The sequence below is a fragment of the Pantoea sp. Cr_R13 genome (genome assembly GCF_029222565.1).
Classification (GTDB): Bacteria; Pseudomonadota; Gammaproteobacteria; order Enterobacterales; family Enterobacteriaceae; genus Pantoea; species Pantoea eucalypti.
The window spans coordinates 61384-85905 of record NZ_JARHXL010000014.1; the positions used below are offsets into that span (position 1 = coordinate 61384).

27 protein-coding genes are annotated in these 24522 nt (G+C 53.8%); 19 read left to right on the forward strand and 8 right to left on the reverse strand.

The genetic code is table 11. The features are described 5' to 3' along the window. The first annotated feature begins 5 nt into the window (after positions 1–5). The 7 genes from P2R09_RS14530 (at position 6) to coaD (ending at position 7216) form a co-directional block, all read left to right on the forward strand. Positions 6–1010, forward strand: a complete 1005-nt coding sequence (locus tag P2R09_RS14530; protein WP_105100102.1) for a glycosyltransferase — start codon at positions 6–8, stop codon at positions 1008–1010. 264 nt (positions 1011–1274) lie between these two features. Beyond that, entirely contained in the window at positions 1275–2321 is a 1047-nt protein-coding gene (locus P2R09_RS14535) for a glycosyltransferase (RefSeq protein ID WP_003851308.1), read from the forward strand. 73 nt (positions 2322–2394) lie between these two features. Continuing rightward, complete coding sequence (gene rfaQ, locus P2R09_RS14540) at positions 2395–3471, forward strand: putative lipopolysaccharide heptosyltransferase III (protein WP_275770806.1); 1077 nt, start codon at positions 2395–2397, stop codon at positions 3469–3471. Continuing rightward, complete coding sequence (locus P2R09_RS14545; RefSeq protein WP_275770809.1) at positions 3464–4597, forward strand: glycosyltransferase family 4 protein; 1134 nt, start codon at positions 3464–3466, stop codon at positions 4595–4597. Before rfaQ ends, P2R09_RS14545 begins: the two co-directional genes overlap by 8 nt. 92 nt (positions 4598–4689) lie before the next feature. Then, complete coding sequence (waaA, locus tag P2R09_RS14550; protein WP_275770810.1) at positions 4690–5964, forward strand: lipid IV(A) 3-deoxy-D-manno-octulosonic acid transferase; 1275 nt, start codon at positions 4690–4692, stop codon at positions 5962–5964. Next, positions 5964–6740, forward strand: a complete 777-nt coding sequence (locus P2R09_RS14555; RefSeq protein ID WP_275770812.1) for a glycosyltransferase family 2 protein — start codon at positions 5964–5966, stop codon at positions 6738–6740. Before waaA ends, P2R09_RS14555 begins: the two co-directional genes overlap by 1 nt. Further along, positions 6737–7216: a pantetheine-phosphate adenylyltransferase gene (gene coaD / locus P2R09_RS14560; RefSeq protein ID WP_275770813.1), complete on the forward strand. Its 480-nt coding sequence runs from the start codon at positions 6737–6739 to the stop codon at positions 7214–7216. The genes P2R09_RS14555 and coaD overlap by 4 nt, the downstream gene beginning before the upstream one ends. Here coaD and mutM read toward each other — a convergent pair. The 4 genes from mutM to radC all read right to left on the reverse strand — a co-directional run bounded on the left by mutM (position 7213) and on the right by radC (position 9405). Next, positions 7213–8022: a bifunctional DNA-formamidopyrimidine glycosylase/DNA-(apurinic or apyrimidinic site) lyase gene (gene mutM / locus P2R09_RS14565; protein WP_275770814.1), complete on the reverse strand. Its 810-nt coding sequence runs from the start codon at positions 8020–8022 to the stop codon at positions 7213–7215. The genes coaD and mutM overlap by 4 nt on opposite strands. 69 nt (positions 8023–8091) lie before the next feature. Then, complete coding sequence (gene rpmG / locus P2R09_RS14570) at positions 8092–8259, reverse strand: 50S ribosomal protein L33 (protein WP_003024094.1); 168 nt, start codon at positions 8257–8259, stop codon at positions 8092–8094. An 11-nt stretch (positions 8260–8270) separates the two neighbouring features. Beyond that, positions 8271–8507 carry a 50S ribosomal protein L28 gene (rpmB, locus tag P2R09_RS14575; protein WP_006121249.1) on the reverse strand — a complete coding sequence of 79 codons (237 nt, stop codon included), beginning with the start codon at positions 8505–8507 and terminating at the stop codon, positions 8271–8273. A gap of 241 nt (positions 8508–8748) precedes the next feature. Then, complete coding sequence (radC, locus tag P2R09_RS14580) at positions 8749–9405, reverse strand: DNA repair protein RadC (protein WP_275770818.1); 657 nt, start codon at positions 9403–9405, stop codon at positions 8749–8751. A 180-nt stretch (positions 9406–9585) separates the two neighbouring features. On the opposite strand from radC, the gene coaBC reads away from it, so the two are divergent. From coaBC to slmA, 3 genes are all read left to right on the forward strand, one after another. Next, complete coding sequence (gene coaBC, locus P2R09_RS14585; RefSeq protein WP_275770820.1) at positions 9586–10806, forward strand: bifunctional phosphopantothenoylcysteine decarboxylase/phosphopantothenate--cysteine ligase CoaBC; 1221 nt, start codon at positions 9586–9588, stop codon at positions 10804–10806. Continuing rightward, a complete protein-coding gene (gene dut / locus P2R09_RS14590) occupies positions 10784–11242 on the forward strand; it encodes a dUTP diphosphatase (RefSeq protein WP_003851329.1) in 459 nt (152 codons plus the stop codon). Before coaBC ends, dut begins: the two co-directional genes overlap by 23 nt. 119 nt (positions 11243–11361) lie before the next feature. Then, on the forward strand, positions 11362–11958 hold the full coding sequence (slmA, locus tag P2R09_RS14595) for a nucleoid occlusion factor SlmA (RefSeq protein WP_039660564.1): 597 nt from the start codon (positions 11362–11364) through the stop codon (positions 11956–11958). Between the two features lie 35 nt (positions 11959–11993). Here the strand turns inward: slmA and pyrE are convergent, their stop codons facing one another. Together pyrE and rph are read right to left on the reverse strand one after the other, a co-directional pair. Then, on the reverse strand, positions 11994–12635 hold the full coding sequence (gene pyrE, locus P2R09_RS14600) for an orotate phosphoribosyltransferase (protein WP_111141473.1): 642 nt from the start codon (positions 12633–12635) through the stop codon (positions 11994–11996). Between the two features lie 49 nt (positions 12636–12684). After that, positions 12685–13401 (reverse strand): ribonuclease PH, encoded by a 717-nt coding sequence (gene rph, locus P2R09_RS14605; RefSeq protein WP_003851334.1) that lies wholly within the window; start codon positions 13399–13401, stop codon positions 12685–12687. Positions 13402–13551: 150 nt separating this feature from the next. Between rph and P2R09_RS14610 the strand changes: the two genes are divergently transcribed. After that, positions 13552–14736 carry a nucleoside transporter C-terminal domain-containing protein gene (locus tag P2R09_RS14610; protein WP_003851335.1) on the forward strand — a complete coding sequence of 395 codons (1185 nt, stop codon included), beginning with the start codon at positions 13552–13554 and terminating at the stop codon, positions 14734–14736. Positions 14737–14774: 38 nt separating this feature from the next. Here the strand turns inward: P2R09_RS14610 and P2R09_RS14615 are convergent, their stop codons facing one another. After that, the gene (locus P2R09_RS14615) at positions 14775–15200 is read right to left on the reverse strand and encodes a DUF3574 domain-containing protein (RefSeq protein ID WP_003851336.1); all 426 of its coding nucleotides are present in this window, start codon (positions 15198–15200) and stop codon (positions 14775–14777) included. Between the two features lie 156 nt (positions 15201–15356). Between P2R09_RS14615 and P2R09_RS14620 the strand changes: the two genes are divergently transcribed. The 7 genes from P2R09_RS14620 (at position 15357) to P2R09_RS14650 (ending at position 21954) form a co-directional block, all read left to right on the forward strand. After that, positions 15357–16220 carry a YicC/YloC family endoribonuclease gene (locus tag P2R09_RS14620; protein ID WP_275770827.1) on the forward strand — a complete coding sequence of 288 codons (864 nt, stop codon included), beginning with the start codon at positions 15357–15359 and terminating at the stop codon, positions 16218–16220. A gap of 425 nt (positions 16221–16645) precedes the next feature. After that, a complete protein-coding gene (lpxP, locus tag P2R09_RS14625) occupies positions 16646–17569 on the forward strand; it encodes a kdo(2)-lipid IV(A) palmitoleoyltransferase (protein ID WP_003851339.1) in 924 nt (307 codons plus the stop codon). A gap of 234 nt (positions 17570–17803) precedes the next feature. Beyond that, complete coding sequence (locus P2R09_RS14630) at positions 17804–18946, forward strand: alanine racemase (protein ID WP_275770830.1); 1143 nt, start codon at positions 17804–17806, stop codon at positions 18944–18946. Between the two features lie 136 nt (positions 18947–19082). Then, the gene (locus tag P2R09_RS14635) at positions 19083–19478 is read left to right on the forward strand and encodes a hypothetical protein (RefSeq protein ID WP_039660561.1); all 396 of its coding nucleotides are present in this window, start codon (positions 19083–19085) and stop codon (positions 19476–19478) included. Between the two features lie 432 nt (positions 19479–19910). Beyond that, complete coding sequence (locus P2R09_RS14640) at positions 19911–20177, forward strand: hypothetical protein (protein WP_275770833.1); 267 nt, start codon at positions 19911–19913, stop codon at positions 20175–20177. 82 nt (positions 20178–20259) lie between these two features. Then, positions 20260–20904, forward strand: coding sequence for an oligosaccharide flippase family protein (locus P2R09_RS14645; RefSeq protein ID WP_003851343.1), 645 nt, complete (start codon positions 20260–20262; stop codon positions 20902–20904). Between the two features lie 432 nt (positions 20905–21336). Then, positions 21337–21954 carry a trimeric intracellular cation channel family protein gene (locus P2R09_RS14650; protein WP_008926964.1) on the forward strand — a complete coding sequence of 206 codons (618 nt, stop codon included), beginning with the start codon at positions 21337–21339 and terminating at the stop codon, positions 21952–21954. On the opposite strand, the gene ligB is transcribed toward P2R09_RS14650, so the two are convergent. Next, the gene (gene ligB, locus P2R09_RS14655; protein ID WP_275770835.1) at positions 21892–23643 is read right to left on the reverse strand and encodes an NAD-dependent DNA ligase LigB; all 1752 of its coding nucleotides are present in this window, start codon (positions 23641–23643) and stop codon (positions 21892–21894) included. The two genes, P2R09_RS14650 and ligB, sit on opposite strands and share 63 nt — an antisense overlap. Positions 23644–23883: 240 nt before the next feature. On the opposite strand from ligB, the gene gmk reads away from it, so the two are divergent. After that, positions 23884–24507, forward strand: coding sequence for a guanylate kinase (gene gmk / locus P2R09_RS14660; RefSeq protein ID WP_033743562.1), 624 nt, complete (start codon positions 23884–23886; stop codon positions 24505–24507). Positions 24508–24522 lie beyond the last annotated feature (15 nt).

Consider the following 24522-nt stretch of genomic DNA (forward strand, 5'->3'; position numbering starts at 1 on the left):
GCGTAATGGCAATTACCCCTCTTACTGAGGCCGTTCAGCAAAGTCAGCTGCTGGTTAACACGCTTGCTGACACGGATGATAATCCGGTTCACGTTGCGTTTGGCATTAACCATGCCTACGCGCGCGGCCTGGGCATTACGTTGTTTTCACTTCTCAGCCATCATCCCGATACGGCTTTCCATGCCCATGTTTTCTCAGACTCGCTTCGCGATGAGGATGTGGAAAAACTGCGCTCGCTGGCCGCGGGCCACCGTCTGGCGATCACACTGCATATTTTTAGCAGTGCCTGGGTTGAGCAGCTGCCTTCCGTCGGACGTTATCCCAAAAGTATTCACTACCGCTTCCTGATCCCTGAAACCGTGGCGAGCTACAGCGATCGGGTGATCTATATTGATGCGGATACCCTGGTGGTGGGCGATTACTCTCCCCTGTTTACCCTGGATCTCACGGATTACACGCTGGCGGCCTGTAATGACACGCCGCGAGCGCGGCAGAATCAGTGCGCGAAGCTCGGGCTGAAGCATCATCACTATTTCAACTCCGGCTTTATGCTGATCAATATTCCGCGCTGGCTCGAAAGGCAGACCTCTGCGCGTATTACCGACGTGCTGGTGTCGCGGGGCGCTGAATTTGGCTTTCCCGATCAGGATGCGCTGAATATCGTGCTTCAGGATGAGATTCTGATCCTGCCGGACCGTTATAACCAGATTTACGACATCATCGCCAATAAAGTCTGGGACCACTCTACTGTGCCCACTGACACGGTGATGATTCACTACACCGGGAAATGCAAACCCTGGCATGCGTGGGCCGGCAGCGACCTTGCCCGGCGCTACTACGGCTATTACCAGCGCTCACCCTGGTCTGAACAACCGCTTGATTTGCCTGACAACTATAAACAGATAAAGCGATTTGCCCGCATTAAGTGGCATCAGAAGCAGTATGCCGAAAGCATGGGCTGGATGATGAAGTATGTCAGTCTCAAGTTCTTTAAGCAGAGCGAACAGTAGCGCACTCAGGTTTATCAGATTGATTCGGGCGCTGTTATTGCAGCGCCTGACTTTCCCGTCATTTATCCCACCTGCTGTTTGCCACGACCATTTATAAAAAGCCAAATGAACACCGGCATAATAATCTGTTTACCTTTAAGGCCTCATTGCGTAAAAAAAGCGCATATAGCGCATTATTGTTGTCGGGCGTGGTTTTTAGTAAAGCAGGGAAGCCACACCGTTTTATAATCATGCATTCCCTGATTTCATTCTGCTGATTTGGAAATGATTTATGACGAGGCAACGCCCTTTCGCAGTGAATACAACGCCGGTGCAGATATTGTCATGAGTACGTCTCCTCTGCTGAGTATCATTACCCCGATGTATAACGCGGGCAGCATGTTTGATGAGTTCATGCAGGCGCTACTGGCGCAGACGCTGACTGCGCTGGAAATCATAATTGTCGATGACGGTTCCACCGATGGCTCTGGCGAGCGTGCCGACCAGTATGCACAGCAGCATGCTCATATTCGTGTGATTCATCAGGAAAATGGCGGTGTATCGCGTGCCCGCAACGCCGGGCTGGCGATAGCCCGCGGGAAATATGTCACCTTTCCTGATGCGGATGACACCATGCAGCCCGATATGTATCAGACGCTGGTGACGCTGGCGGAAGCGGACAATCTGGATGCGGCACAGTGCAACGCCGAGTGGTTTTTCAAACATAGCCAGCGAGTAAAACCGCTGATTCCGCTGGATCGTTTGCGCAGCACACCGGTGCTGAGTGGGGCCGACTGGCTCAATACCGCGCTGAAAACCCATCGGTATATGCATGTGGTCTGGCTGGGAATCTATCGCCGGGAACTGATTGAGCAGCATCAGTTGCAGTTCGAACCGGGTTTGCACCATCAGGATATTCCCTGGACCACCGAGTTTATGTTGCTGGCAAAACGCGTGCGGTATACCGAAGCCGTACTCTATCGCTACTATATGCATGACGCCTCCATCAGCAATCGCAAACGCACTGGCGAGCGCAACGTTGAATATCAGCGTCACTACCTGAAGATTGCGCGACTGCTGGAAGAGCTTAACCATCGTTATCGTGACCGCGTGAAGATCTACCCGTCATTTCACTATCAGGTGACCCATGAAGCGCTCAGCGTTTGTCACAGTGTGAGACGCGAGCCTGACCCCCGCGCACGCCAGGCGATCATTGCCGACCTGTTCACAACCCGGACACACCTGCGCATGTTACGTAATGCCAGAGGCATTAAGCAGTGGTATCAGTTGCTGTTATGGCTGGCACGACTCTATCGCTGGCGTAATAAATAACCTTTGAGGCTGGCTTTATCCTAAAAAGGGTTTGCCCTACAATCGGCTCACTGAATTCTGAGAACTCTTGTTTATGGCCAGCCTGATTCCAGCAAACTTCTCTCCAAAAAATATATTACTGATTAAGCTGCGCCATCATGGTGACATGCTGCTCACAACGCCCGCCATCAATGCGCTTCATGAGCGTTATCCGCAGGCCAGCATTGACGTGTTGCTCTATAAAGAGACGCGTCCGATGCTGGAAGCGCATCCGGCTATCCGCCATTTGCACGTCATCGATCGCAAATGGAAGCAGGAGGGCACCTGGCGTAAGCTGGGCCATGAGCGTGCATTAATTCGCGCCGTGCGTGCCGCTCATTATGATCTGGTGATAAATCTGGCCGATCAGTGGCGCGCTGCTCAGATGACGCGGCTCTCTGCGGCACCCGTTCGCATCGGTTTTGCCTATAAAAAACGTGATAACGTGCTGTGGCGATGGTGTCATAACCGGCTGGTCCCGACACATAATCACAGCAAACTGCATACCGTTGAGCAGAATATGTCTGCACTGGCACCTCTCGGCATTAGCAGTGATAACGCACGCGTCTCAATGCACTACAGCGACGCTGACCAGCAAATTGTGCAGGCCAGACTGGCGGAACATCATGTCACCGCACCCTATATTGTGGTGCAGCCGACCTCACGCTGGGGCTTTAAATGCTGGGAAGAGGAGAGCGTTGCCGCCACGCTTGATCAACTGGCGCAGCCGGGCCGCAAAGTGGTGCTTACCGCCGGGCCGGATAAGCAGGAGCTGGCGATGATTAACCGTATCAGGGCGCTCTGTGTATCGCAGGATGTGGTTTCGCTGGCGGGTCAGTTCACGCTGCCGCAACTGGCGGCGCTAATCGATCACGCCCGGCTGTTTATTGGTGTCGACTCCGCACCGATGCACATGGCTGCCGCACTTGAAACCCCCTGTATTGCGCTGTTTGGTCCGACCAAGCTGCAGCACTGGCGGCCCTGGGGCGACAACAATCATGTCATCTGGGCGGGCGATTATGGCCCGCTGCCCTCGCCCGATTCTATCGACACCAAAACTGACCAGCGTTATCTCTCGGCCATTCCGGTAAAGGATGTGGTCGCGGCAGCGAGGAGCTTCCTGAATGAGTAAGTTACGGCTGGCGATTGTCCGGCAGAAATATCGCCCGGATGGCGGTGCTGAGCGCTTTATCTCACGCGCGCTGGAAGCGCTGGGCAGCGAACAGCTCGATCTCAATATCATTACCCGCAGCTGGCAAGGCACGCCCAATCCTGACTGGCATCTGCATATCTGTAATCCTGCAAAGCTGGGACGGGTATCCCGTGAGCGCGGTTTTGCCCGTGCTGCCCGCGCCTGCTGGGAGCGGGAAAAGTTCGATATTGTGCAAAGCCATGAGCGTATCGCAGGCTGTGACATTTTCCGCGCGGGTGATGGTGTGCATCGCGTCTGGCTGGAACAGCGCGCCCGCATCGTCTCACCATGGCAACGGCTGAGCGCAACGCTTAGTCCCTATCATCGCTATGTGTTGCAGGCGGAAGCCGAAATGTTTACCTCTCCGACACTAAAAGCGGTGATCTGTAATTCAGAGATGGTAAAGCGCGATATCCTGCGCTGTTTCCCGCTCGACGCCGGAAAAATCCACGTTATTCATAACGCTATCGATGCCAGCCGTTTCCAGCCCGCCACGGAAACAGCTCGTCGCGCGACCCGTCAGCAACTGGGGCTGCCCGATGCCGCTACCGTACTGATTTATGTCGGCTCCGGCTTTGAACGTAAAGGGCTGAAAGCGGCCATACAGGCGCTGGCCGCCAGCGATCGCTACCTGATTGTGGTAGGTCAGGATAAGCAGCTGCAACGTTATCAGCAGCTGGCAAATCAGCTTAACTGCCTGGACCGACTGCGCTTTGTCGGCGTACAGCAGGATGTACAACCCTATTATCACGCGGCGGATGGCCTGCTTCTGCCTACGCTCTACGACCCGTTCCCGAATGTAGTGCTCGAGGCGATGGCCTGTGGTTTACCGGTGATTACCAGCACCGGCTGCGGTGGCGCAGAATTTATTACCGCTGGTCAGGAAGGCTTCGTCTGCGATGCATTGGATATCAAGGGGTTAAATCAGGCTGTTAACACAATACCGCCACTTTCCCTGGATTCACGAATGGGTGAGGCAGCACGGCGTAAAATTGAACCTTATGGCCCACAACGACTGGCGCAGTCACTGACTTCGCTTTATCAGCAGGTACTGGGTAGCAACTGACAATGTGGGATGAGTGCATGCGGGGTTTCTGATAACATGCCGTCATCTGATTTTAATCTGTTTTTAGACGCGAACCTGCTGTAACGGTAACTATGACGACCATTTACACCGCCTTGCTCTACTTAATTCAGCCACTCATTTGGCTGCGCCTGTGGCTGCGCGGTCGTAAAGCGCCTGCCTATCGCAAACGTTGGGCAGAACGCTATGGCTATTGTGTCGGCAAAGTGAAGCCTGACGGCATTGTGCTGCACTCGGTCTCTGTGGGGGAAACCCTTGCCGCGATCCCGCTGGTGCGCGCACTTCGTCATCGTTACCCGACTCTGCCGATTACCGTTACAACGATGACGCCGACCGGCTCTGAACGTGCGCAATCTGCTTTCGGTAACGATGTACATCACGTCTATCTGCCTTATGATCTACCGGGGTCAATTAATCGTTTTCTTGATACGGTGAATCCACGGCTGGTGATCATCATGGAAACCGAGCTATGGCCGAACATTATCCGCATTCTGCATCAGCGTAATATTCCGCTGGTGATTGCCAATGCCCGCCTCTCGGCCCGATCCGCCAAAGGCTACCGCAAGCTGGGTAAGTTTATGCGACGCCTGTTGCAGAGCATTACGCTAATCGCCGCGCAGAACACTGAAGATGGCGACCGCTTCCTGAGCCTGGGCCTGAAACGTTCACAACTGGCCATTACCGGCAGCCTGAAGTTTGATATTTCCGTCACGCCAGAACTGGCCGCCAGAGCGGTGACGCTGCGTCGTCAGTGGGCGCCGCGCAGACCGGTGTGGATAGCTACCAGCACACACGAAGGCGAAGAGGCCATTGTGCTGGATGCTCATCGCCGCCTGCTGCAGACCTTTCCGGATCTGCTGCTGATTCTGGTTCCCCGCCATCCCGAGCGCTTCAACGATGCCCGCGAACTGACGCAGGAACGCGGCTTTAGTTTTATCCTGCGCAGCAGCGGCGAGATCCCTTCCGGCTCAACGCAGGTTGTCATCGGCGACTCCATGGGCGAACTGATGCTGCTCTACGGCATTGCCGATCTGGCTCTGGTCGGGGGCAGCCTGGTTGAACGGGGCGGACACAACCCGCTCGAACCTGCTGCCCATGCACTTCCGGTTCTGATGGGGCCCCATATCTGGAACTTCAAAGATATCTGCAGCAAGCTGCAGGAAGGCCAGGGATTGATTACGGTCACCGACGCGATTTCGCTGGAAAAAGAGGTTACTAATCTTTTGCAGGATGATGATTACCGCCGTTATTACGGACGCCATGCGGTAGACGTGCTGCACCAGAATCAGGGTGCGCTCCAGCGTTTGCTGCAGTTACTCGAACCGCATCTGCCACCCCGGACTCATTAATGTCAGTACGCCAACGTCTTTCCGTAGTGATGATCGCCAAAAATGAAGCGGAACTGCTGCCTGATTGCCTGGCCTCAGTCAGCTGGGCCGATGAAATTATCGTGCTGGACTCTGGCAGCAGTGACGACAGCATCAACATCGCCACCCAGGCCGGTGCGCAGGTCTACCAAAATGATGACTGGCAGGGTTATGGTATCCAGCGCCAGCGCGCGCAGGACTATGCCACTGGCGACATGATTTTGATGATCGATGCGGATGAGCGCGTTTCACCCGAACTGCGTGCTGCAATTGAGCAGGTGCTGGTTGCCCTACCCAGCCGTACGGTTTATAGCCTGGGCCGCAGTAATCTGTTTCTCGGCCGCTTTATGCGCCACAGTGGCTGGTATCCCGATCGCGTGATGCGCCTCTATCCCCGCACATTCCGCTACAATGACAATCTGGTGCATGAATCCCTGCAGAGTGACGGCGCGCCGATAGTGGCGCTGTCTGGGGATCTGGAACATCTGACCTGCCGCGATTTAATCGCCTTTCAGCGCAAGCAACTGGCCTATGCTGAAGCCTGGGCCACAGAACGCCATCAACGCGGTAAGCGTTGCGGCCTCTTTTCTGTATTCAGCCACACGCTGGGCGCATTTGTGAAAACCCTGCTGCTGCGTGCTGGTTTTCTCGACGGCAAGCAGGGCTGGATTCTGGCGGTGGTCAACGCGCAATATACCTTCAATAAATATTCAGCCCTCTGGGCGCTGAATCACGCTTCGGCAAAAGGGCGAGTATGACCACGAAAGCCATCTATCCCGGTACATTTGATCCTGTGACGCTTGGCCATGTCGACATCGTGACGCGGGCAGCACAGATGTTTGACGAGGTTATTCTGGCTGTTGCCGCCAGCCCCAGCAAAAAACCGATGTTTAGTCTGGATGAACGCGTGGCGCTGGCCGGTGAAGTGGTGGCCCATCTGCCTAACGTTGAGGTGGTCGGGTTCAGCGACCTGATGGCGAATTTCGCCCGTGACCAGCAGGCGAACGTGCTGGTTCGTGGATTGCGAGCGGTGTCAGATTTTGAATATGAAATGCAGCTGGCGCAGATGAATCGTCACCTGCTGCCAACACTGGAGAGCGTTTTCCTGATGCCGTCTGAAGGTTTCTCGTTTATCTCGTCTTCACTGGTCAAAGAGGTGGCGCGTCACGACGGCGATGTTAGCGCCTTCCTGCCCGCGCCAGTGCATCAGGCATTGCTGGCTAAACTGGCTTAATGCTGACAGTTCGGGCACCAGTAAGTGCTGCGTTGCCCATGCCTGCCGCTGACAATCGGCGTACCGCATGCCCGACAGGGTTCACCCGCCCGGCCATAGACCTGCAACTGCTGTGCAAAGTAGCCCGGCTTACCGTCTGTCTGTAAGAAGTCACGCAGCGTGGTTCCGCCCTGCTCAATCGAACGAAGCAGCACCGCTTTGATGGTATTCACCAGCAGTTCCGCTTCAGCCTGCGACAGGCTTCCGGCAGCACGATCGGGAACGATCCCGGCGGTAAACAGTGACTCACTGGCATAAATGTTGCCTACGCCCACGACCACTTTATTATCCATCAGCCACTGCTTAATGAGCGTCCGCTTGCCGCGTGACTTATCAAACAGGTAAGCCCCATCAAACTGCTCGCTGAGTGGCTCCGGCCCGAGATGGGCCAGCACACTACTGCCCGCCAGATCGCTGCTCCAGAGCCAGGCACCAAAGCGGCGCGGGTCGGTGTAGCGCAGCACTTTGCCGTTGCTCATCACTAAATCAACATGATCATGCTTCGCTGCTGGCAACTCTTCTGACAGCACGCGCAGACTGCCGGACATGCCAAGGTGGATAATAATCCAGCCATGCGGCAGCTCCAGCAGCAGATATTTCGCCCGGCGCTGCACGCTGAGAACCGGCTGATCGCTCAGCGCCAGGATCTCCTGCGAAACGGGCCAGCGCAAACGTGAATTACGCACCACGGCGTGAAGGATGGTTTCACCGACCAAATGCGGTTCGATACCGCGGCGGCTGGTTTCAACCTCTGGCAACTCTGGCATAGCCTCTCCTCAGCGTTTTACACAAACAAAAAACCCGGCCGGAGCCGGGTTTTTAGCAGAACACTAAAATTACTTAATTTTAGCTTCTTTGTAGAGCACATGCTGACGTACAACCGGATCGAACTTTTTCAGTTCCAGCTTCTCTGGTTTAGTACGTTTGTTCTTCGTGGTGGTATAGAAGTGACCTGTACCAGCAGAGGAAACCAGCTTGATCTTCTCACGAATACCTTTAGCCATGATTCAGTTCCTTAGTACTTCTCACCACGGGCACGCATATCGGCTAACACCGTATCAATGCCCTTTTTATCAATAATACGCATACCTTTAACAGATACACGCAGAGTAACGAAGCGCTTCTCGCTCTCAACCCAAAAACGGTGTGAGTGCAGGTTCGGAAGGAAACGGCGTTTCGTCGCGTTCATTGCGTGGGAACGGTTGTTACCCGTCACCGGACGCTTTCCAGTTACCTGGCAGACTCGTGACATGTCAATATCTCCAAAAATCAAATCAGCTCGAGCTTTAAAAATTAGGTTTGGGCCGCCTCGTCAGGCTTGCAGCCCGCCAGGCGAATTCCATGGAACCCGCTAAGCTGGCCTAACCGCCAAACCCGAGATTCTCAAAGGTGGCGTAGTATACGCCGCTCAGCCCAAGTGCTCAAGTCCCGAACAGATAAAGATCCCGAATGATCGGGCAAAAAGCCGTCACCTGGCGCGAAATTTCCCGCTATCAGAGCCATCCCCGCTCCGCAAAGGAGACATATTCGCCATGCCCAATCACCAGATGATCGAGCAAGCGTATATCGAATAGCTGGCAGGCCTCACTGACTTTGTGGGTCACTTCGCGGTCTGCGCGACTCGGTTCGGCCATCCCCGACGGGTGATTATGCGCCAGTATCAGAGCGGCTGCGTTGAGTTTCAGCGCCTCCCGAACGATCTCACGAGGATGAACTTCCACACTGTTAATAGAACCCGAGAACATATTTTGTGCCCGTAGCACCCGATGCTGGTTATCCAGAAACAGGGCCATAAAGATCTCACGCTCCTGATGAGCCAGCAAACTTTGCAGATACTGCCGCGTGATTTGTGGGTTCTCCATGGCGCTTTCGCGAGCCAGTTTGCTGGCGAAAAATCGCTTCGCCAGTTCGGCAACCGCGTGAAGTTGCGCCAGCTTGGCATCGCCGATACCTTTGATTTCACCGAATGCCGCTTTGTCTGATGTCATGAGCAGATAAAGCGAGCCAAACCCCTCCAGCATCTCTCCGGCCAGTTCAAGGACGTTCTGCCCTGGCGATCCGGTGCGGAGAAAAATGGCCAGCAATTCGGTATCGGTGAGCGAGTTTGCGCCCAGTTTCTGGAGTTTTTCCCGTGGTCCCTTGATTTTCATTTACGCTCTCCCTGAGATGCGCCTCAGAATGGCTCATCCTGCAGAGTGCGGCTATCAATGGAACGGCAATCTACGAGACGGCTCGCAAACGCAGTCGGTGAAAAGGCGCATCCACGCTTTTGTGATAAAGTCCGTGCATTCGCCGCCGCGAGCGGCAGAGAGCTTAGTGAGGCCAACATCATGATGGGATTAGCCGGTAAAAAAATTCTTCTTGGCGTGAGCGGCGGTATCGCAGCGTATAAAGCACCTGAGCTGGTGCGTCGCCTGCGCGATCGCGGCGCTGATGTGCGCGTGATGATGACGGAAGGTGCCAAAGCGTTTATCACTCCGCTCAGCCTGCAGGCCGTCTCCGGCTATCCGGTGTTTGACGATCTGCTTGATCCCGCAGCAGAAGCGGCGATGGGTCATATTGAACTGGCAAAATGGGCTGACCTGATTGTGCTGGCTCCGGCCACTGCCGATCTGATTGCCCGTGTGACTGCTGGCATGGCAAACGATCTGGTGACCACTGCCGTGTTGGCCACGGCCTCACCCGTGGCGGTCGTGCCAGCCATGAATCAGCAGATGTATCGCGCAGCAGTGACCCAGCAAAACCTTCAGACGCTCCACGCGCGGAGCGTGCTGATTTGGGGGCCGGACAGCGGCAGCCAGGCCTGTGGCGACGTCGGGCCGGGCCGGATGCTGGACCCGCTGGCGATTGTTGACCTTGCGCTTCAGTGGGCCACGCCCGTCAACGATCTGCAACATCTCAACATTATGATTACCGCCGGCCCGACCCGAGAGGCGCTGGATCCGGTGCGCTACATCACGAATCACAGCTCCGGTAAAATGGGCTTTGCGATTGCCGCTGCGGCTGTCCGACGTGGTGCTCAGGTCACGCTGGTCAGCGGCCCGGTCAGCCTGCCTGCACCTGCGGGTGTGCGACGCGTTGATGTTACCAGCGCGCTTGAGATGCAGGCCGCTGTGATGAGTGAGATAGATAAACAACATATTTTCATTGCAAGCGCAGCCGTGGCAGACTACCGGGCAGCCGATATTGCGGCCGATAAAATCAAGAAACAGGGCGGCGATGATAACGTCACGCTGAACCTGGTAAAGAATCCCGATATTGTTGCCGGCGTCGCTGCACTTCAGGAAAACCGGCCATTCGTCGTTGGATTTGCTGCTGAAACACAGAATGTGGAAGAATACGCCCGGCAAAAACGGGTGCGCAAGAATCTGGATCTGATCTGCGCTAACGATGTCGCTAAAGCCGGACAGGGGTTTAATAGCGACACCAATGCTCTTCACCTTTTTTGGCAGGATGGAGAAAAACGCTTACCGCTCAGCGATAAGTCTCTCCTTGGCCAACAATTAATAGACGAGATTGTCAGCCGTTATGATGAAAAAAATAGACGTTAAAATTCTGGATGCGCGCGTCGGCAAAGCGTTTCCACTGCCGACCTATGCTACTTCAGGTTCCGCTGGGTTAGATTTACGCGCCTGCATTGATGATGTTCTCGACATCGCACCAGGCACCACGACGCTGGTTCCGACCGGCCTGGCGATTCATATCGCTGACCCCGATCTGGCCGCTGTAATCCTGCCGCGCTCGGGCCTTGGCCATAAGCATGGCATCGTGCTGGGCAACCTGGTGGGTCTGATTGATTCGGACTATCAGGGACAGCTGATGGTATCGGTGTGGAATCGTGGTCAGGAAAGCTTCTCGCTGCAGCCCGGCGATCGCATGGCACAACTGGTGTTTGTACCGGTAGTCCAGGCGGAATTTAACCTGGTTGAAGATTTCGACGCCAGCCAGCGCGGCGAAGGCGGCTTCGGCCACTCCGGTCGCCAGTAACCCGCATTACCGACTTTCACTTACGCCCGTTATTTTTCCTCATCGCTGCAGGACGCGTTCCTGTGGCAGATGCGTAGGTGTTGCCTGTTTTTAGGTGAATTTCAGGGGTCTTTAAGGTCATGGCAGAAAAAAAAGTCGCGAAGCGGAATCGTCGCGAAGAGATTTTGCAGGCGCTGGCGCAGATGCTGGAGTCGGGCGATGGCAGTCAGCGTATCACCACAGCCAAACTGGCAGCCACGGTGGGTGTTTCCGAAGCGGCGCTGTATCGTCACTTCCCCAGCAAGACTCGCATGTTCGATAGTCTGATTGAGTTTATCGAAGACAGTCTGATTACCCGCATCAATCTGATCCTCAAGGATGAAAAAGAGACCATGACGCGTCTGCGTCTGATCGTGCAATTGATTCTGGGATTTGGTGAGCGTAATCCGGGACTGACGCGCATACTGACCGGCCATGCTCTGATGTTTGAGCAGGACCGACTGCAGGGACGTATTAACCAGTTGTTTGAGCGGATTGAAGTGCAACTGCGACAGGTTATGCGTGAACGGAAAATGCGTGAGGGCGAGGCTTTTCAGGCTGATGAAGCACTGCTGGCAAGTCAGTTGCTGGCTTTCTGTGAAGGTTTGCTGTCGCGGTATGTCCGTTCTGAGTTTCGTTTCAGTCCTACTGCAGACTTTGAGGCCCGCTGGCCACTCATGGCTGCTCAGCTAACGTAAAGCGTCAAAGAAGGCGGGCATTGCGCCCGCCTCTGTTAAATCCCGTACGCTTTCTGATAAGCACGGACCTGCGCCAGGTGATCGGCCATCTCAGGCTTCTCCTCCAGCCAGGTAATCAGGTCTGCCAGGGTAATAATCGCGGTCACTTTACAGCCGTAATCACGTTCCACTTCCTGGATTGCCGACATCTCTCCGCGTCCACGCTCCTGACGATCAAGCGAAACCAGCACACCTGCCAGGGTAGCGTTGTGCGCGCCGATAATATCCATCGACTCACGAATCGCCGTGCCCGCGGTGATCACATCATCCACCAGCATCACTTTGCCCTGCAGCGGACTGCCCACCAGCAGGCCACCTTCACCGTGATCTTTGGCTTCTTTACGGTTGAAGCAGTAAGGCACATCGCGGTCATGATGATCAGCCAGCGCCACTGCCGTGGTGGTGGCAATCGGAATGCCTTTATAGGCCGGACCGAACAGCAGATCGAAATCAACAGCGCCATCCACCAGCGCCTGCGCGTAGAAGCGTCCCAGCAGCGCTAAATCCCGTCCGCTGTTAAACAGACCGGCATTAAAGAAATAGGGGCTTTTACGCCCGGACTTCAAAGTGAACTCACCGAACTTCAGCACCTGCTTGTTCAGGGCGAATTCAATAAACTGACGCTGCCAGGCTTTCATCTCTCACTCCTCAAATAAAGAAAAGGCGACTCTGAGGTCGCCTGTTACATCAATTTTCCAGCGCTGCTTTCTGCGCCTGAATCAGTTCCTCAATTCCGCCGCGCGCCAGCGCCAGTAGCGTCAGCAGCTCTTCATGGCTGAAGGGTTCGCCCTCGGCGGTGCCCTGCACCTCGATCATGCGGCCATCTTCCATCATCACGACATTCATGTCAGTTTCTGCGGCTGAGTCTTCAACATACTCCAGGTCACACAGGGCTTCGCCTTTGACGATGCCCACTGAAATCGCGGCGACCATGCCCTTCATCGGGTTAGCTTTCAGCTTTCCGCTGGCTACCAACTTGTTCAGCGCATCAGCCAGAGCCACACAGGCGCCAGTGATTGATGCGGTGCGGGTGCCGCCATCGGCCTGGATTACGTCACAGTCGAGCGTAATGGTAAATTCACCCAGCGCTTTAAGATCAACCGCGGCGCGCAGTGAACGGGCAATCAGACGCTGAATCTCCAGCGTACGGCCACCCTGTTTACCTTTTGCGGCTTCACGCGCCATACGGCTGTGGGTCGAACGCGGCAGCATGCCATATTCGGCTGTGACCCAGCCCTGGCCCTGGCCTTTAAGGAAACGCGGAACCCCTTCGTCTACGGAGGCAGTGCATAGCACTTTCGTTTCGCCGAATTCCACCAGAACGGAACCCTCTGCGTGTTTGGTGTAATTGCGGGTCAATGTGACTGGACGCACCTGTTGTGCGCTACGGCCTGCTGGACGCATGGGTATTCTCCGGCTTGCTAATGATTGGCTGCGCATTATACGGACTTCCTTGCCTGCTGTCTCTTGCGCCGGCCTGTAGCAGGCATCAGATGAAATTCCCGGCCAGCTGTGGCTAAATGCGCTTTCCTTTCTCTCTGATAAAAAAGACATATGGCCGCCATTCTTCATTTCCTGCTGGCGCTGGTGGTGATTTTCGCCCTTGCGCTGCTGGTCAGTCATGACCGTAAACAGATTCGTCTGCGCTTTATTATTCAACTGATTGTGGTGGAAGCCGCGCTGGGTTGGTTCTTCCTTCACTCCGCCGGAGGGCTGGCACTGGTCGGATCGTTTGCCGGTTTCTTTGAGACGTTGCTGGGGTTTGCGGCGCAGGGCACGGAGTTCGTTTTTGGCGGAATGAGCAAACAGGGGCTGGCGTTTATCTTCCTTGGTGTGCTCTGTCCGATTGTCTTTATTTCGGCACTCATCGGCATATTGCAGCACTGGCGCATCCTGCCGCTGCTGATTCGTGTTTTCGGAACGCTGCTGTCGAAGATTAACGGCATGGGCAAGCTGGAGTCATTCAACGCCGTCAGCACACTGATCCTCGGTCAGTCAGAAAACTTTATCGCCTATAAAGGGATTCTGGGTGATATCCCACCGCGCCGGCTCTACACCATGGCAGCGACCGCGATGTCCACCGTTTCGCTGTCGATTGTCGGTGCTTATATGTCGATGATTGAACCGAAATATGTGGTTGCTGCACTGCTGCTTAACATGTTCAGCACCTTTATTATCCTGTCGATCATCAACCCGATGGAAAGCCGGGATGAGCAGCCTATCGCGCTGGAAAAGCTGCATGAAGAGCAGAGCTTCTTCGAGATGCTGGGTGAGTACATCCTGGCAGGCTTCAAAGTGGCGATGATTATTCTGGCGATGCTGATTGGCTTTATTGCTCTGATTGCTGCCGTTAACGCGCTGTTTGCGGCGGTGTTTGGCTACAGCTTCCAGCAGCTGCTCGGCTATCTGTTCTATCCTCTGGCCTGGCTGATTGGGATTCCGAAAGCCGATGCCCTGCAGGCGGCAGGCATCATGGCGACTAAGCTTGTCGCGAATGAGTTTGTGGCGATGATTGAACTGCAGAAAGTCGCGGCGGGCATGAGTGCGCGCGGGCTGGGTATTCTGTCGGTGTTCCTGGTCTCTTTTGCTAACTTTGCCTCGATCGGCATTGTGGCGGGCGCAATAAAAGGCCTGAACGAGAAACAGGGAAATGTGGTTTCCCGCTTTGGCTGGAAGCTGGTCTATGGCTCCACACTGGTCAGCCTGCTCTCTGCGGCCTTTGCCGGTCTGTTTATCTGACTATTTAGCGGGCGGCAGCTTCGCCGCCCGCTTTCGCCCTAGAACCCGACACAGACGGGTGCATCTACCCGCATAACCGACTCCTGACCAAACCGTTTTTTATAGAGGGTACGTAACGCCTCAATATCATGATTGGTCGCGGGATCGATACCGTGGATCAGCATCAACGCTTTACTGTTCTCTCTTGCCAGTTGACCGTTCTCGCCTAGCCATTGACCTTTGGCGTCATAGACCGACAGTCCCGCTTTGAAACGTGGCGTGACTTCATTATCCACGAAGTTCATCCAGTCGAGTGAACTCACACTGCCGCCATCTGGCTTGCTGAGTCCGAACCACAACGTGGTCTGCATCATCATGTCGCCACCCGCACAGATGGGGTGCGGTTTAGTCGGCGGCGCGTGGCGCGTCTGGCAACCCACCAGCAGCAGAGCCATTACAACAGGGAATGCAATAACGCGGGACATAAATCAGTTATCCTCATAGGTGACCAGTGGTCATCATATGTGGCTGCCGCTGAAAGCGGAAATAGTTCGTTATTTTCCTGTAAGACGCTTATGCCTGTTATGGCGTGGCTCGCCTCGCTATACTTCACCCATCTTTCCGTAAATTGAGTACCGCTTATGATCCGCAGTATGACCGCTTATGCCCGCAGCGAAGCCAAAGGCGAATGGGGCAGCGCAGCCTGGGAGCTGCGTTCTGTTAACCAGCGTTATCTGGAAACTTACATCCGTTTGCCTGAACAGTTTCGTGGGCTGGAGCCGGTTATCCGCGAGCGCATTCGCCAGCGTCTGACGCGCGGTAAAATTGAGTGCAACCTGCGTTATGATGCCGATCCCAGCGCTCAGGGCGAACTGATGCTGAACGAAACGCTGGCGAAACAGCTGGTGCAGGCTGCTAACTGGGTAAAAATGCAGAGCGACGAAGGCGCGATTAATCCGCTGGATATTCTTCGCTGGCCGGGCGTGATGTCTGCGCAGGAGCAGGATCTGGATGCCATCAACACACAATTGTTACAGGCACTGGATGGTGCGCTGGACGATTTCATTGCGGCGCGCGAAAGCGAAGGCACTGCGCTGAAAGCGATGATTGAACAGCGTCTGAAAGGCGTTTCTCAGGAAGTCAGCAAAGTGCGCGCGCAGATGCCTGACGTCATCAAATGGCAGCGTGAACGCCTGGTCGCCAAACTGGAAGATGCTGAAGTCCAGCTGGAAAACAATCGCCTTGAGCAGGAGCTGGTGATGATGGCGCAGCGTGTTGACGTATCCGAAGAGCTGGATCGTCTGGATGCACACGTTAAAGAGACCTACAACATCCTGAAAAAGAAAGAGGCTGTAGGCCGCCGTCTCGATTTCATGATGCAGGAGTTCAATCGGGAATCGAATACGCTGGCATCAAAATCGATCAACGCCGAGATCACCACTTCCGCGATCGAACTGAAAGTGCTGATTGAACAGATGCGCGAGCAGATTCAGAACATCGAGTAATTTCCCGCCCGGCAGGTCAGTTATAAAGCGTCAGCGATGGCGCTTTGTTCATTTTTCAGGCATTATCTTTCGGGTTTCACCTCCCTGTGTGGCTTTTGACTCCCGCCGGCGGCTTCATTATCACGTAAAGATTGATAAACGTTCATTTCCAGACACTTCCGGAACACACTTTAGTCATGGTTTGCATTTAGGATGCCTGCTCTTCAAGAGATTGATTTTAAAATAATTTTTCTGGATTTAACTCTTTTACGTTCCCGACGCACTGTCTCCATGAAACAGATCAATCCTGTGAATCACGGAGTTTCCCTTTTTTTGAAGGCACTTTTTGATAAAGTATCGGTCGAATTGAATACAGCCGTACCGCTTTAAGACTCATGGAAGTGCTCTTTATGCGATACCCCCCTCAACTTCCATGAAGGTTGTTAATGAAAAACACCGGAAAATTTAGCAGTTCGCTGCTGCATCCGCGTTATTGGTTTACCTGGTTTGGTCTTGGCGTACTCTGGCTGCTGGTACAGCTTCCCTATCCTGTTCTCATGCGTCTCGGTGCCGGTGCCGGCAAAATCTCTCGCCATTTCCTGCAGCGCCGCGAGCGTATTACCCGTCGTAACATCGAACTCTGCTTCCCGGGTATCAGCGAAGAAAAAATCGAACACATGATCGCTGGTAACTTCGCATCGCTAGGCATGGCCCTGGCTGAAACCGGTATTGCCTGGTTCTGGTCTGACCGGGCAGTAAAACGCCTGTTTAACGTTTCAGGCATGGATAATCTTCACGCTGCGCAGAACGAAAAGCGCGGTGTGATGCTGATTGGCGTACATTTCATGTCGCTGGAGCTGGGCGGACGCATCAGTGGACTCTGTCAGCCGATGATGGCGATGTATCGCCCGCACAATAATCAGGCGATGGAGTATGTGCAGACCAAAGGCCGCATGCGTTCTAATAAAGCGATGATCGACCGTCGTGATCTGCGCGGTATGGTTCATGCTCTGAAACAGGGTGAATCGGTCTGGTTTGCACCAGACCAGGATTACGGCCCTAAAGGCAGCACCTTTGCGCCACTGTTTGCGGTGGAAAAAGCTGCCACTACCAACGGGACTTTTGTTCTGTCGCGTCTGGCGAAGCCAGCGATGGTACCGATTATGCTGATTCGTAATCCAGGAAATGATGGCTACCATTTAATCATCGAACCGATGCTGGAAAATTATCCTCATACCGATGAGGCTGCTGCTGCTGCTTACATGAATAAAGTGATCGAAAATCAGATCCTGCGTGCACCCGAACAGTATCTCTGGCTACATCGCCGATTCAAAACCCGTCCGCCGGGTGAACAGTCACTCTATATCTGAGTAAACTGATAAAGCAGGCCGCGTGCCTGCTTTTTTGTTTTAATCTCCGGGTTAACTCCTTTTGTTCCTCCCTTTCCTCTTTCCCGATCCCCCTCTCCTCATCATGCCTCTCGCGTTATGACAATGGCTCTTGTTTCTGCTGCTCAACATGCCTGTTCTGCGGTAAGCAGGCTGGTATCAGAGAGATTATTAGGGAATGATGAATCTTCTTATCTCGTTATTAACGGACACCTTATGGATATCAATGACACACAGCAGTGGCAGCGTCCGCTGATAGACGATCGCCTCACACCTTACATTGAAGTGGATGCAGCACGCCTGGAATGCAACCTGCAGCATATGCAGCGCAAAGCCCGTGCGGCTGGCGTCGCGTTGCGTCCGCATATCAAAACGCATAAAAGCGTCTGGATTGCCCGGCGACAGATTGAGTCTGGCGCACAGGGGATCACCGTCTCAAAACCCAGCGAAGGCATCAGCTTTATTCAGGGTGGTATACGCGATCTGTTGTTAGCCTATCCGGTTGTACATCCGCGAAGCGTGGCTGAATTACTGCGCCTCGCCGTGCTTCATCAGGTCAGGCTCACCCTGATTGCGGACAGGCTGCAGGGCGTGGCGGCGATCGCTGAGGCCTGCCAGCATCAGCCAGGGTGCGAGCTGGCGGTGGCGATTAAGGTGGATGTTGGGTTACATCGCATTGGCGTCAATCCCGATACAGATGACGCCGTGCTGATTGCCCAGGCATTACAGGACAAGGGATTACGCTTTGCCGGATTAGTTTCACATGCCGGTCACGCTTATGGTGCGGGTCACGCCGCAGCCATTGCGGAGGTCGCCCGCCAGGAAGCGGCATTGATGCAGCGCGTTCAGGCAAAACTGCAGGCTGCGGGCTTTACCGACTGCCCTCTCTCAGTGGGGTCAACCCCAACTGCGCTGGCAGCAGAGATTGCGCCCTGCATTAATGAAATCCGGCCCGGTAACTATGCACTGTTGGATCTTACTGCCTGCCGCCTTGGGTTAAGCCACGTCGATCAACTGGCAATGAGCGTCATTACCCGCGTTGTGGCGGTAAACGATCATTTCGCCATTGTTGACGCCGGATCAAAAATGCTGAGTTCGGATAAAGGGCCGCACGGCACCAATGCCAGCGGCTTTGGTGTTGCAGCAGACGAAGCGGGCAATACCTATGAAGTGACGAAGTTATCCGAGGAGCACGGTTTTCTGCTGTTTCAGGATCGCCGCCCTGAAGTCGGCACGCTGCTGCGTATCTTCCCGAATCACAGTTGCGCAGTGATGGCACAGTCGGATGGCTTTGTTCTGCGTCACGCCAGTGGCCATAGCGAAGATCATGCCGTTTCTGCACGTGGCAACTTCATCTGATTCTGCGGCAGACAGCCTCATCCGTTGTCTGCCTTTTGTACGAAACCCTGTCAACACCACACTTCTACTGTTACACCGTTTTAACAAGTCTGGCCCTATGCTTTAATGCCTTTTTAGCTTATCCATCGGAGGTTACATGCTCTCCTCTCGCACGCTGAGCCTGACGATCCCACGTCACTGGTTAGATCTTTATGAAACCATCTGGAAGCCGGAATTTTTCGCAAAATGGGCATCCGGGTTAACGCACAGTGCATTAGAACCCGATGGACATCGCTGGCGTGCTAAAGGCCCGCTGGGCAATGTGAAGCTCAGGTTCTCACCACACAATCCGTTTGGCGTAATGGATCACTGGATTGATAACGGCTCAGGAAAGGAGATCTATGTGCCGATGCGCGTGATCGCTAATGAACAGGGTGCCGAGGTAATGGTTACGGTTTATCGCCAGCCATTTACTTCAGATGAGAGATTTAAGCAGGATATTGAATGGGTTAGCAATGATCTGGAGAAGCTCAATCAGCTTCTGACACAGTAAATCAAGGACTTAGCGTGCGTTTTTCTCTGTACTTATCGCTGGTCGCTAACGAAAAAAAATAGAAAAACTTCTGACATTAAAGCATAAAGCGCTTATCTGATTACTCATCCCAGATACACATTTACCACCAACCCTGCTTAAGTATTTCCGCCAGGAAAATTCCTGGCTTAACCCGCTTTCACATAGCTGATCTTCCCGGATTTAAGGCTTCTCTGTCTCCCCTGATGCCCTTTTGCCTTAGCGACATACATTAATCATCAACAATTGTTTATCACTGCTCTCCTGAAGATTTAATATTTATCATGCATAAAGTGAAACCATTTATTTCTGCGGTCGTGTAATCAGACTTTTCTTATGGTGTTAAATTAAATAAAACAATGTATAAATCATTCCACACACAGCAATACCCATAATGATAAAGCAGGAAAAGTCATGGACCGCTCAACCTATCCTTTGTTATCAGAAAAAGAATTCGTTGAGATTGCCGCAAGGATACTGGCAGGAGAATATAAAAATACAAAAGGATTTATTCGTGATCTGGCGGAATTTCTGTTAGCTGCAGGGGATTCCGCCATGACACGAAACAGGGAATTTACCAGGGATATCTATTTTTTATCTGAGCATCATTTGATTGAATCAATAATAACATGGCAAGCCTGGAGAGGTATTTCAGGACTTCGGCCGGAAAAATTGCACTAACTAACGGTGTCACAGCAACCTCTTCTTGCCGTTACACAATTATTTAATTCTCACAGAGTCGATGGACTCTAACGAGTATATTATGGCAATACGTGAAAGCAGTCTTAATAGCGCAAAATGGTCTCTGCTCTCTTCAATCAAAATTATTGGCATTGGCGTGTTGCAACTCTCGTTGCTGGCACAGATTCTGCAGGCGAATGAGCTAAACCTGCTGGCGATTGCCATAATTGCCTTACTGTTTATTGATACTCTGGCCGATCGCGGCTTCTCAAATACACTGATCCGTCGCTGTATGCTCTCAATTAATGACCTCTCAACAATTTACTGGGGTAATATGTTGATGGGTGTCGCGGTGTTTGGTCTGTTATTTACGGGCAGTCACCTGCTGAACAGCCTGTTTAATCAGCCTGAACTGGCTCTCATGCTGCAGATGGTCTCAGTGGTGTTTATTATCATCCCTCAGGGTCAGCATTACCGTGCGGTATTACAGCGTGAAAAGCAATATACACGCATTGCTTTTGCTGAAACGTCCTCAGTATTAGCCGGACTTGCAGTCACCTTATTTACCGTCTGGCTGACACCTTCTGTATTATGTGCGATCTGGGGTTACCTTGCGATGGCTTCCATTCGCATGCTGATTTACTGCTACTATGGTCGTTCATGGTTCCAGCCGGAATATCATTTTAGCCTGAATGCTTTTGCTAAAATTCGTGCAAGAAACAAATAATAAAATAAGTCTGTATGGTGGGCTCTGAGCATCCGAAACGATGCGTTGGCGTGCTGTTAACCAGCACGCCTTTCTTTTTATTAATCCTGCCGATGTATTTTTACTCCTTTCTTTAGCTGCAGCATCCCGTCCTTTCTATCTCCTTTTCAGATCAATGCTGGACCTGCAAATTTCTGGCCGTCATGGGCTGTAAATCTCCTACTGGTTCTGAGTCAGTTAACACCAGCCAGGCCCGCGCTAATCTTCTGCACATTGTCTCATCTTAACCTTCACCAGCATTCATCACCGGTTTTGCACTGAAAAGTCTTTCTATGCTGATGCCGGGCCGGACTGGTATACACTGCGCAAATCCCGGACGCCGACCACCCGAAATCTCTGTCGCCGCCTGTTAAGCAATGCTGTAGCCTTGCCGCCGTCTTACTGGAGTCTGCTATGTTACTGACCGTTCTCTACATTATTGGTATTACTGCTGAAGCCATGACAGGTGCGCTGGCGGCGGGTCGCCGCAAAATGGATCTGTTCGGGGTCATTATTATCGCGTCAGTGACCGCAATTGGTGGTGGCTCGGTGCGCGATATCCTGTTGGGCCACTATCCGCTGGGTTGGGTGAAAAATCCCGAATACATCATGATTGTGGCGGCAGCGGCGGTCGTCACCACATTCCTGGCGCCCCTGATGACCCACCTGCGCAAAGTTTTTCTGGTGCTGGATGCATTAGGTCTGGTGGTCTTTTCGATTATCGGCGCGCAGGTTGCACTTGATTCCGGACACGCCATGATTATTGCCGCGATAAGCGCAGTGATTACAGGTGTCTTTGGCGGCGTACTGCGTGACATGTTCTGTAATCGCATTCCGCTGGTGTTTCAGAAAGAGCTGTACGCCGGTATCGCTTTCGCCTCGGGCTGGATGTATATCCTGCTGCTGAAAACCACGCTGGCGCATGAAGCGGTGATTATCATTACCCTGCTGTTCGGCTTTTTTGCCCGTTTACTGGCGCTGCGCTTCCGTCTCGGTTTGCCGATTTTCAACTATCCCCACCCCGAGCATTGAGGACGCAGGAATACCCTGCTGTTGCAGGAACGCGATGAGGGCCTGCAGACGGGCATCCTGAAACTGCTCAGCCAGGCGCGTTGCCAACCCCGCCCCAACGCCCGGCAGAGTTTGCCAGGCCATAACATCCCGCCGCATTATGCTCTCCCACTGCTGATCGGGCAGCGCATTCAGGGCCTTCTGCGGTAATGAAACGCCAAGGGCCTTCACCCATCGACGAAACGGTTGCTGACGAGTGAGATTAAAACGGTGCCAGAGCTGCTCCGCACGTTCCGGAGAGAGACCCGTCGCGGCGGCAATCTGTTCCGGTGTTAACGTCAGCCAGCCGAACAGATGCGTCATACTGCCGCTTTCCAGTAAGCGCAGCCAGGTGCTGCGCTCAACCCCAGGAATATTCAGCACCGTTTTCTGGCTGAGCCAGCGTAATTTCGCCAGTAACTGCTTCTGGCACTCAGCGCTGAAGGTATAACAACTCAACGGCGTATAACGCGACGCCTCGGGAGGCTGAGGATAATGCCGCTCTGCCACGCGCCAGATTACCCGCTCCAGCCGGGGAATTCCCTGACCCGCCAGACTCAGCGTGACCACATCGCCCGCTACGATATCGCTCTCCTGCCAGCGACGTAGCGAGCCGACATTAACCCGTCTGACCGTTTTATCATCCAGTTGCACTGGCTGAAGATTAAGTACCGCCGCTATTTTTCCGGTTCGGCCAATGGGGAAATCGACGGAGAGCACTTCAGCGCTGACTTCAGGAGGCTGATATTTCCAGGCAGCCGCCCATATACCCTTGCCTGGCAGCCAGTTTTTGCCTGCAGGCCGCAGACTCTGATGAACCACCACGCCGTCTGTGACAAAAGGCAGCGCAGCATGAAACCAGCGCTCACGCCAGATGGCTACGTCCTCTTCATCTTTAACGTTGTGGCTCCATTTTGCTGCAATCCCCAGCCCCCAGCGGCTGAGTTGCTCATGGCGCTCCGTCATTGTGGCGGGACCATCTGGCCATGCCCAGATGAAAACACCGAGCGAATCCAGCAGCGGAGTCCGCTGACTGCTCATCATCGCGCCGGCCACCAGTGAGCGCGCATTTTTGCCGCCATCAATCGCCTGCTGATGACCGTTCATCAACAAAAACAGCTCGCCCTGCAGCACAACCTCGTCGAGAGGTGTCTCGATATGCAGCGGAATTGCCGGGATCCAGGCGGCTTTAGCCAGCCACTCTTCACCGCGCAATCCATCGCCACGACTTAACAACGAGACCAGCCTGCCATGGCGATACACCAGTGAAACGGCGATACCATCAACTTTTGGCTGCACCCAGAGATCGCGCCGCCCCTGCATCCAGTAAGCCAGTGCCAGCTTGTCGCGCATCTTTTTTACGCCAGTATGGGCGACCGGATGCAGGTGCTCACCCTTGCCCGGCAGTTGCGGGGAATAAGTGGGCTGAGAAGCGCTAAAGCAGTGTTGCCAGGTAACAAGCCGCTGCTGCAGCGCATCGTAATCCGTGTCAGCTACCGGACTCTGCCCCTGGCGATAATAAGCGTCATCCCAGTGTTGCAGTTGCTGTTGCAAACGGGCGATCTCTTCAGTCGCCCGTACGGGTGTCCAGACCGGACAAACGGCACTGTGCGCAGGCCATAGGGCGAACCACAGAACAGCCGCAAACAGCGGCCAGCCGAATCCTTTCATACTCTTTCCTCTGACGTTTTGTGGCATTCAACAGCAATGCATTAGCGTCAGCCAGAGGCGAAGTTTCGTTCCGGAAGAGATGCCAGGGTAATCCGTGAACCATTACAGCTGCCCGACAGAGATTTGCGCGCAGAGGCGCAAAAGATTGAGTGTTGTCGCTGCGCAAACGCTGCGTGGCAACGGGAAGCTGTGTATACTGTGCAGGAAATCGACTCCGCTTTTAATCAATTCAAGAAAACCATGGCTCAAGGCACGCTCTATATTGTTTCTGCTCCCAGCGGTGCAGGGAAATCCAGCCTGATTCAGGCACTGTTAAAGACCCAGCCGTTGTATGACACGCAGGTCTCTGTTTCGCACACGACGCGCGGTATGCGCCCGGGTGAAACCCATGGCGAACATTACTTTTTTGTTGAGAAACATGAATTTGAGCAGATGATCGCGGAAGATGCTTTCCTCGAACATGCCCGGGTTTTTGATAACTACTACGGTACGTCACGCCATGCGATTGAGCAGGTGCTGGCAACCGGCGTTGACGTGTTCCTCGACATCGACTGGCAGGGCGCGCAGCAAATCCGCGCTAAAATGCCTGGCGCACGCAGCATCTTTGTTTTGCCGCCTTCGAAAGAAGAGCTCGATCGCCGTCTGCGCGGTCGTGGTCAGGACAGCGAAGAGGTGATCACACGTCGCATGGCTCAGGCAGTAGCGGAAATGAGCCACTACGCCGAGTATGACTATTTAATTGTGAATGATGATTTTGATCTGGCGCTGTCCGATCTGAAAACCATTATTCGCGCAGAACGTCTGCGCATGGCGCGTCAGAAGGCGCGTCACGATGCTTTAATCAGCAAACTGTTGGCAGTCTGAATACAGTTTCAGTAT

What these genes read in the sequence shown, in the direction of transcription:
- ligB (WP_275770835.1), bottom strand. Translation starts at nt 23,643, where the DNA reads ATGAAAGGATTCGGCTGGCCGCTGTTTGCGGCTGTTCTGTGGTTCGCC.
- P2R09_RS14610 (WP_003851335.1), top strand. Translation starts at nt 13,552, where the DNA reads ATGGCCGCCATTCTTCATTTCCTGCTGGCGCTGGTGGTGATTTTCGCC.
- P2R09_RS14545 (WP_275770809.1), top strand. Translation starts at nt 3,464, where the DNA reads ATGAGTAAGTTACGGCTGGCGATTGTCCGGCAGAAATATCGCCCGGAT.
- rpmG (WP_003024094.1), bottom strand. Translation starts at nt 8,259, where the DNA reads ATGGCTAAAGGTATTCGTGAGAAGATCAAGCTGGTTTCCTCTGCTGGT.
- P2R09_RS14650 (WP_008926964.1), top strand. Translation starts at nt 21,337, where the DNA reads ATGTTACTGACCGTTCTCTACATTATTGGTATTACTGCTGAAGCCATG.
- P2R09_RS14530 (WP_105100102.1), top strand. Translation starts at nt 6, where the DNA reads ATGGCAATTACCCCTCTTACTGAGGCCGTTCAGCAAAGTCAGCTGCTG.
- coaD (WP_275770813.1), top strand. Translation starts at nt 6,737, where the DNA reads ATGACCACGAAAGCCATCTATCCCGGTACATTTGATCCTGTGACGCTT.
- P2R09_RS14620 (WP_275770827.1), top strand. Translation starts at nt 15,357, where the DNA reads ATGATCCGCAGTATGACCGCTTATGCCCGCAGCGAAGCCAAAGGCGAA.
- P2R09_RS14535 (WP_003851308.1), top strand. Translation starts at nt 1,275, where the DNA reads ATGATTTATGACGAGGCAACGCCCTTTCGCAGTGAATACAACGCCGGT.
- dut (WP_003851329.1), top strand. Translation starts at nt 10,784, where the DNA reads ATGATGAAAAAAATAGACGTTAAAATTCTGGATGCGCGCGTCGGCAAA.
- radC (WP_275770818.1), bottom strand. Translation starts at nt 9,405, where the DNA reads ATGAAAATCAAGGGACCACGGGAAAAACTCCAGAAACTGGGCGCAAAC.
- gmk (WP_033743562.1), top strand. Translation starts at nt 23,884, where the DNA reads ATGGCTCAAGGCACGCTCTATATTGTTTCTGCTCCCAGCGGTGCAGGG.
- pyrE (WP_111141473.1), bottom strand. Translation starts at nt 12,635, where the DNA reads ATGAAAGCCTGGCAGCGTCAGTTTATTGAATTCGCCCTGAACAAGCAG.
- lpxP (WP_003851339.1), top strand. Translation starts at nt 16,646, where the DNA reads ATGAAAAACACCGGAAAATTTAGCAGTTCGCTGCTGCATCCGCGTTAT.
- P2R09_RS14615 (WP_003851336.1), bottom strand. Translation starts at nt 15,200, where the DNA reads ATGTCCCGCGTTATTGCATTCCCTGTTGTAATGGCTCTGCTGCTGGTG.
- P2R09_RS14645 (WP_003851343.1), top strand. Translation starts at nt 20,260, where the DNA reads ATGGCAATACGTGAAAGCAGTCTTAATAGCGCAAAATGGTCTCTGCTC.
- slmA (WP_039660564.1), top strand. Translation starts at nt 11,362, where the DNA reads ATGGCAGAAAAAAAAGTCGCGAAGCGGAATCGTCGCGAAGAGATTTTG.
- P2R09_RS14640 (WP_275770833.1), top strand. Translation starts at nt 19,911, where the DNA reads ATGGACCGCTCAACCTATCCTTTGTTATCAGAAAAAGAATTCGTTGAG.
- waaA (WP_275770810.1), top strand. Translation starts at nt 4,690, where the DNA reads ATGACGACCATTTACACCGCCTTGCTCTACTTAATTCAGCCACTCATT.
- P2R09_RS14630 (WP_275770830.1), top strand. Translation starts at nt 17,804, where the DNA reads ATGGATATCAATGACACACAGCAGTGGCAGCGTCCGCTGATAGACGAT.
- rph (WP_003851334.1), bottom strand. Translation starts at nt 13,401, where the DNA reads ATGCGTCCAGCAGGCCGTAGCGCACAACAGGTGCGTCCAGTCACATTG.
- rpmB (WP_006121249.1), bottom strand. Translation starts at nt 8,507, where the DNA reads ATGTCACGAGTCTGCCAGGTAACTGGAAAGCGTCCGGTGACGGGTAAC.
- coaBC (WP_275770820.1), top strand. Translation starts at nt 9,586, where the DNA reads ATGATGGGATTAGCCGGTAAAAAAATTCTTCTTGGCGTGAGCGGCGGT.
- P2R09_RS14555 (WP_275770812.1), top strand. Translation starts at nt 5,964, where the DNA reads ATGTCAGTACGCCAACGTCTTTCCGTAGTGATGATCGCCAAAAATGAA.
- rfaQ (WP_275770806.1), top strand. Translation starts at nt 2,395, where the DNA reads ATGGCCAGCCTGATTCCAGCAAACTTCTCTCCAAAAAATATATTACTG.
- P2R09_RS14635 (WP_039660561.1), top strand. Translation starts at nt 19,083, where the DNA reads ATGCTCTCCTCTCGCACGCTGAGCCTGACGATCCCACGTCACTGGTTA.
- mutM (WP_275770814.1), bottom strand. Translation starts at nt 8,022, where the DNA reads ATGCCAGAGTTGCCAGAGGTTGAAACCAGCCGCCGCGGTATCGAACCG.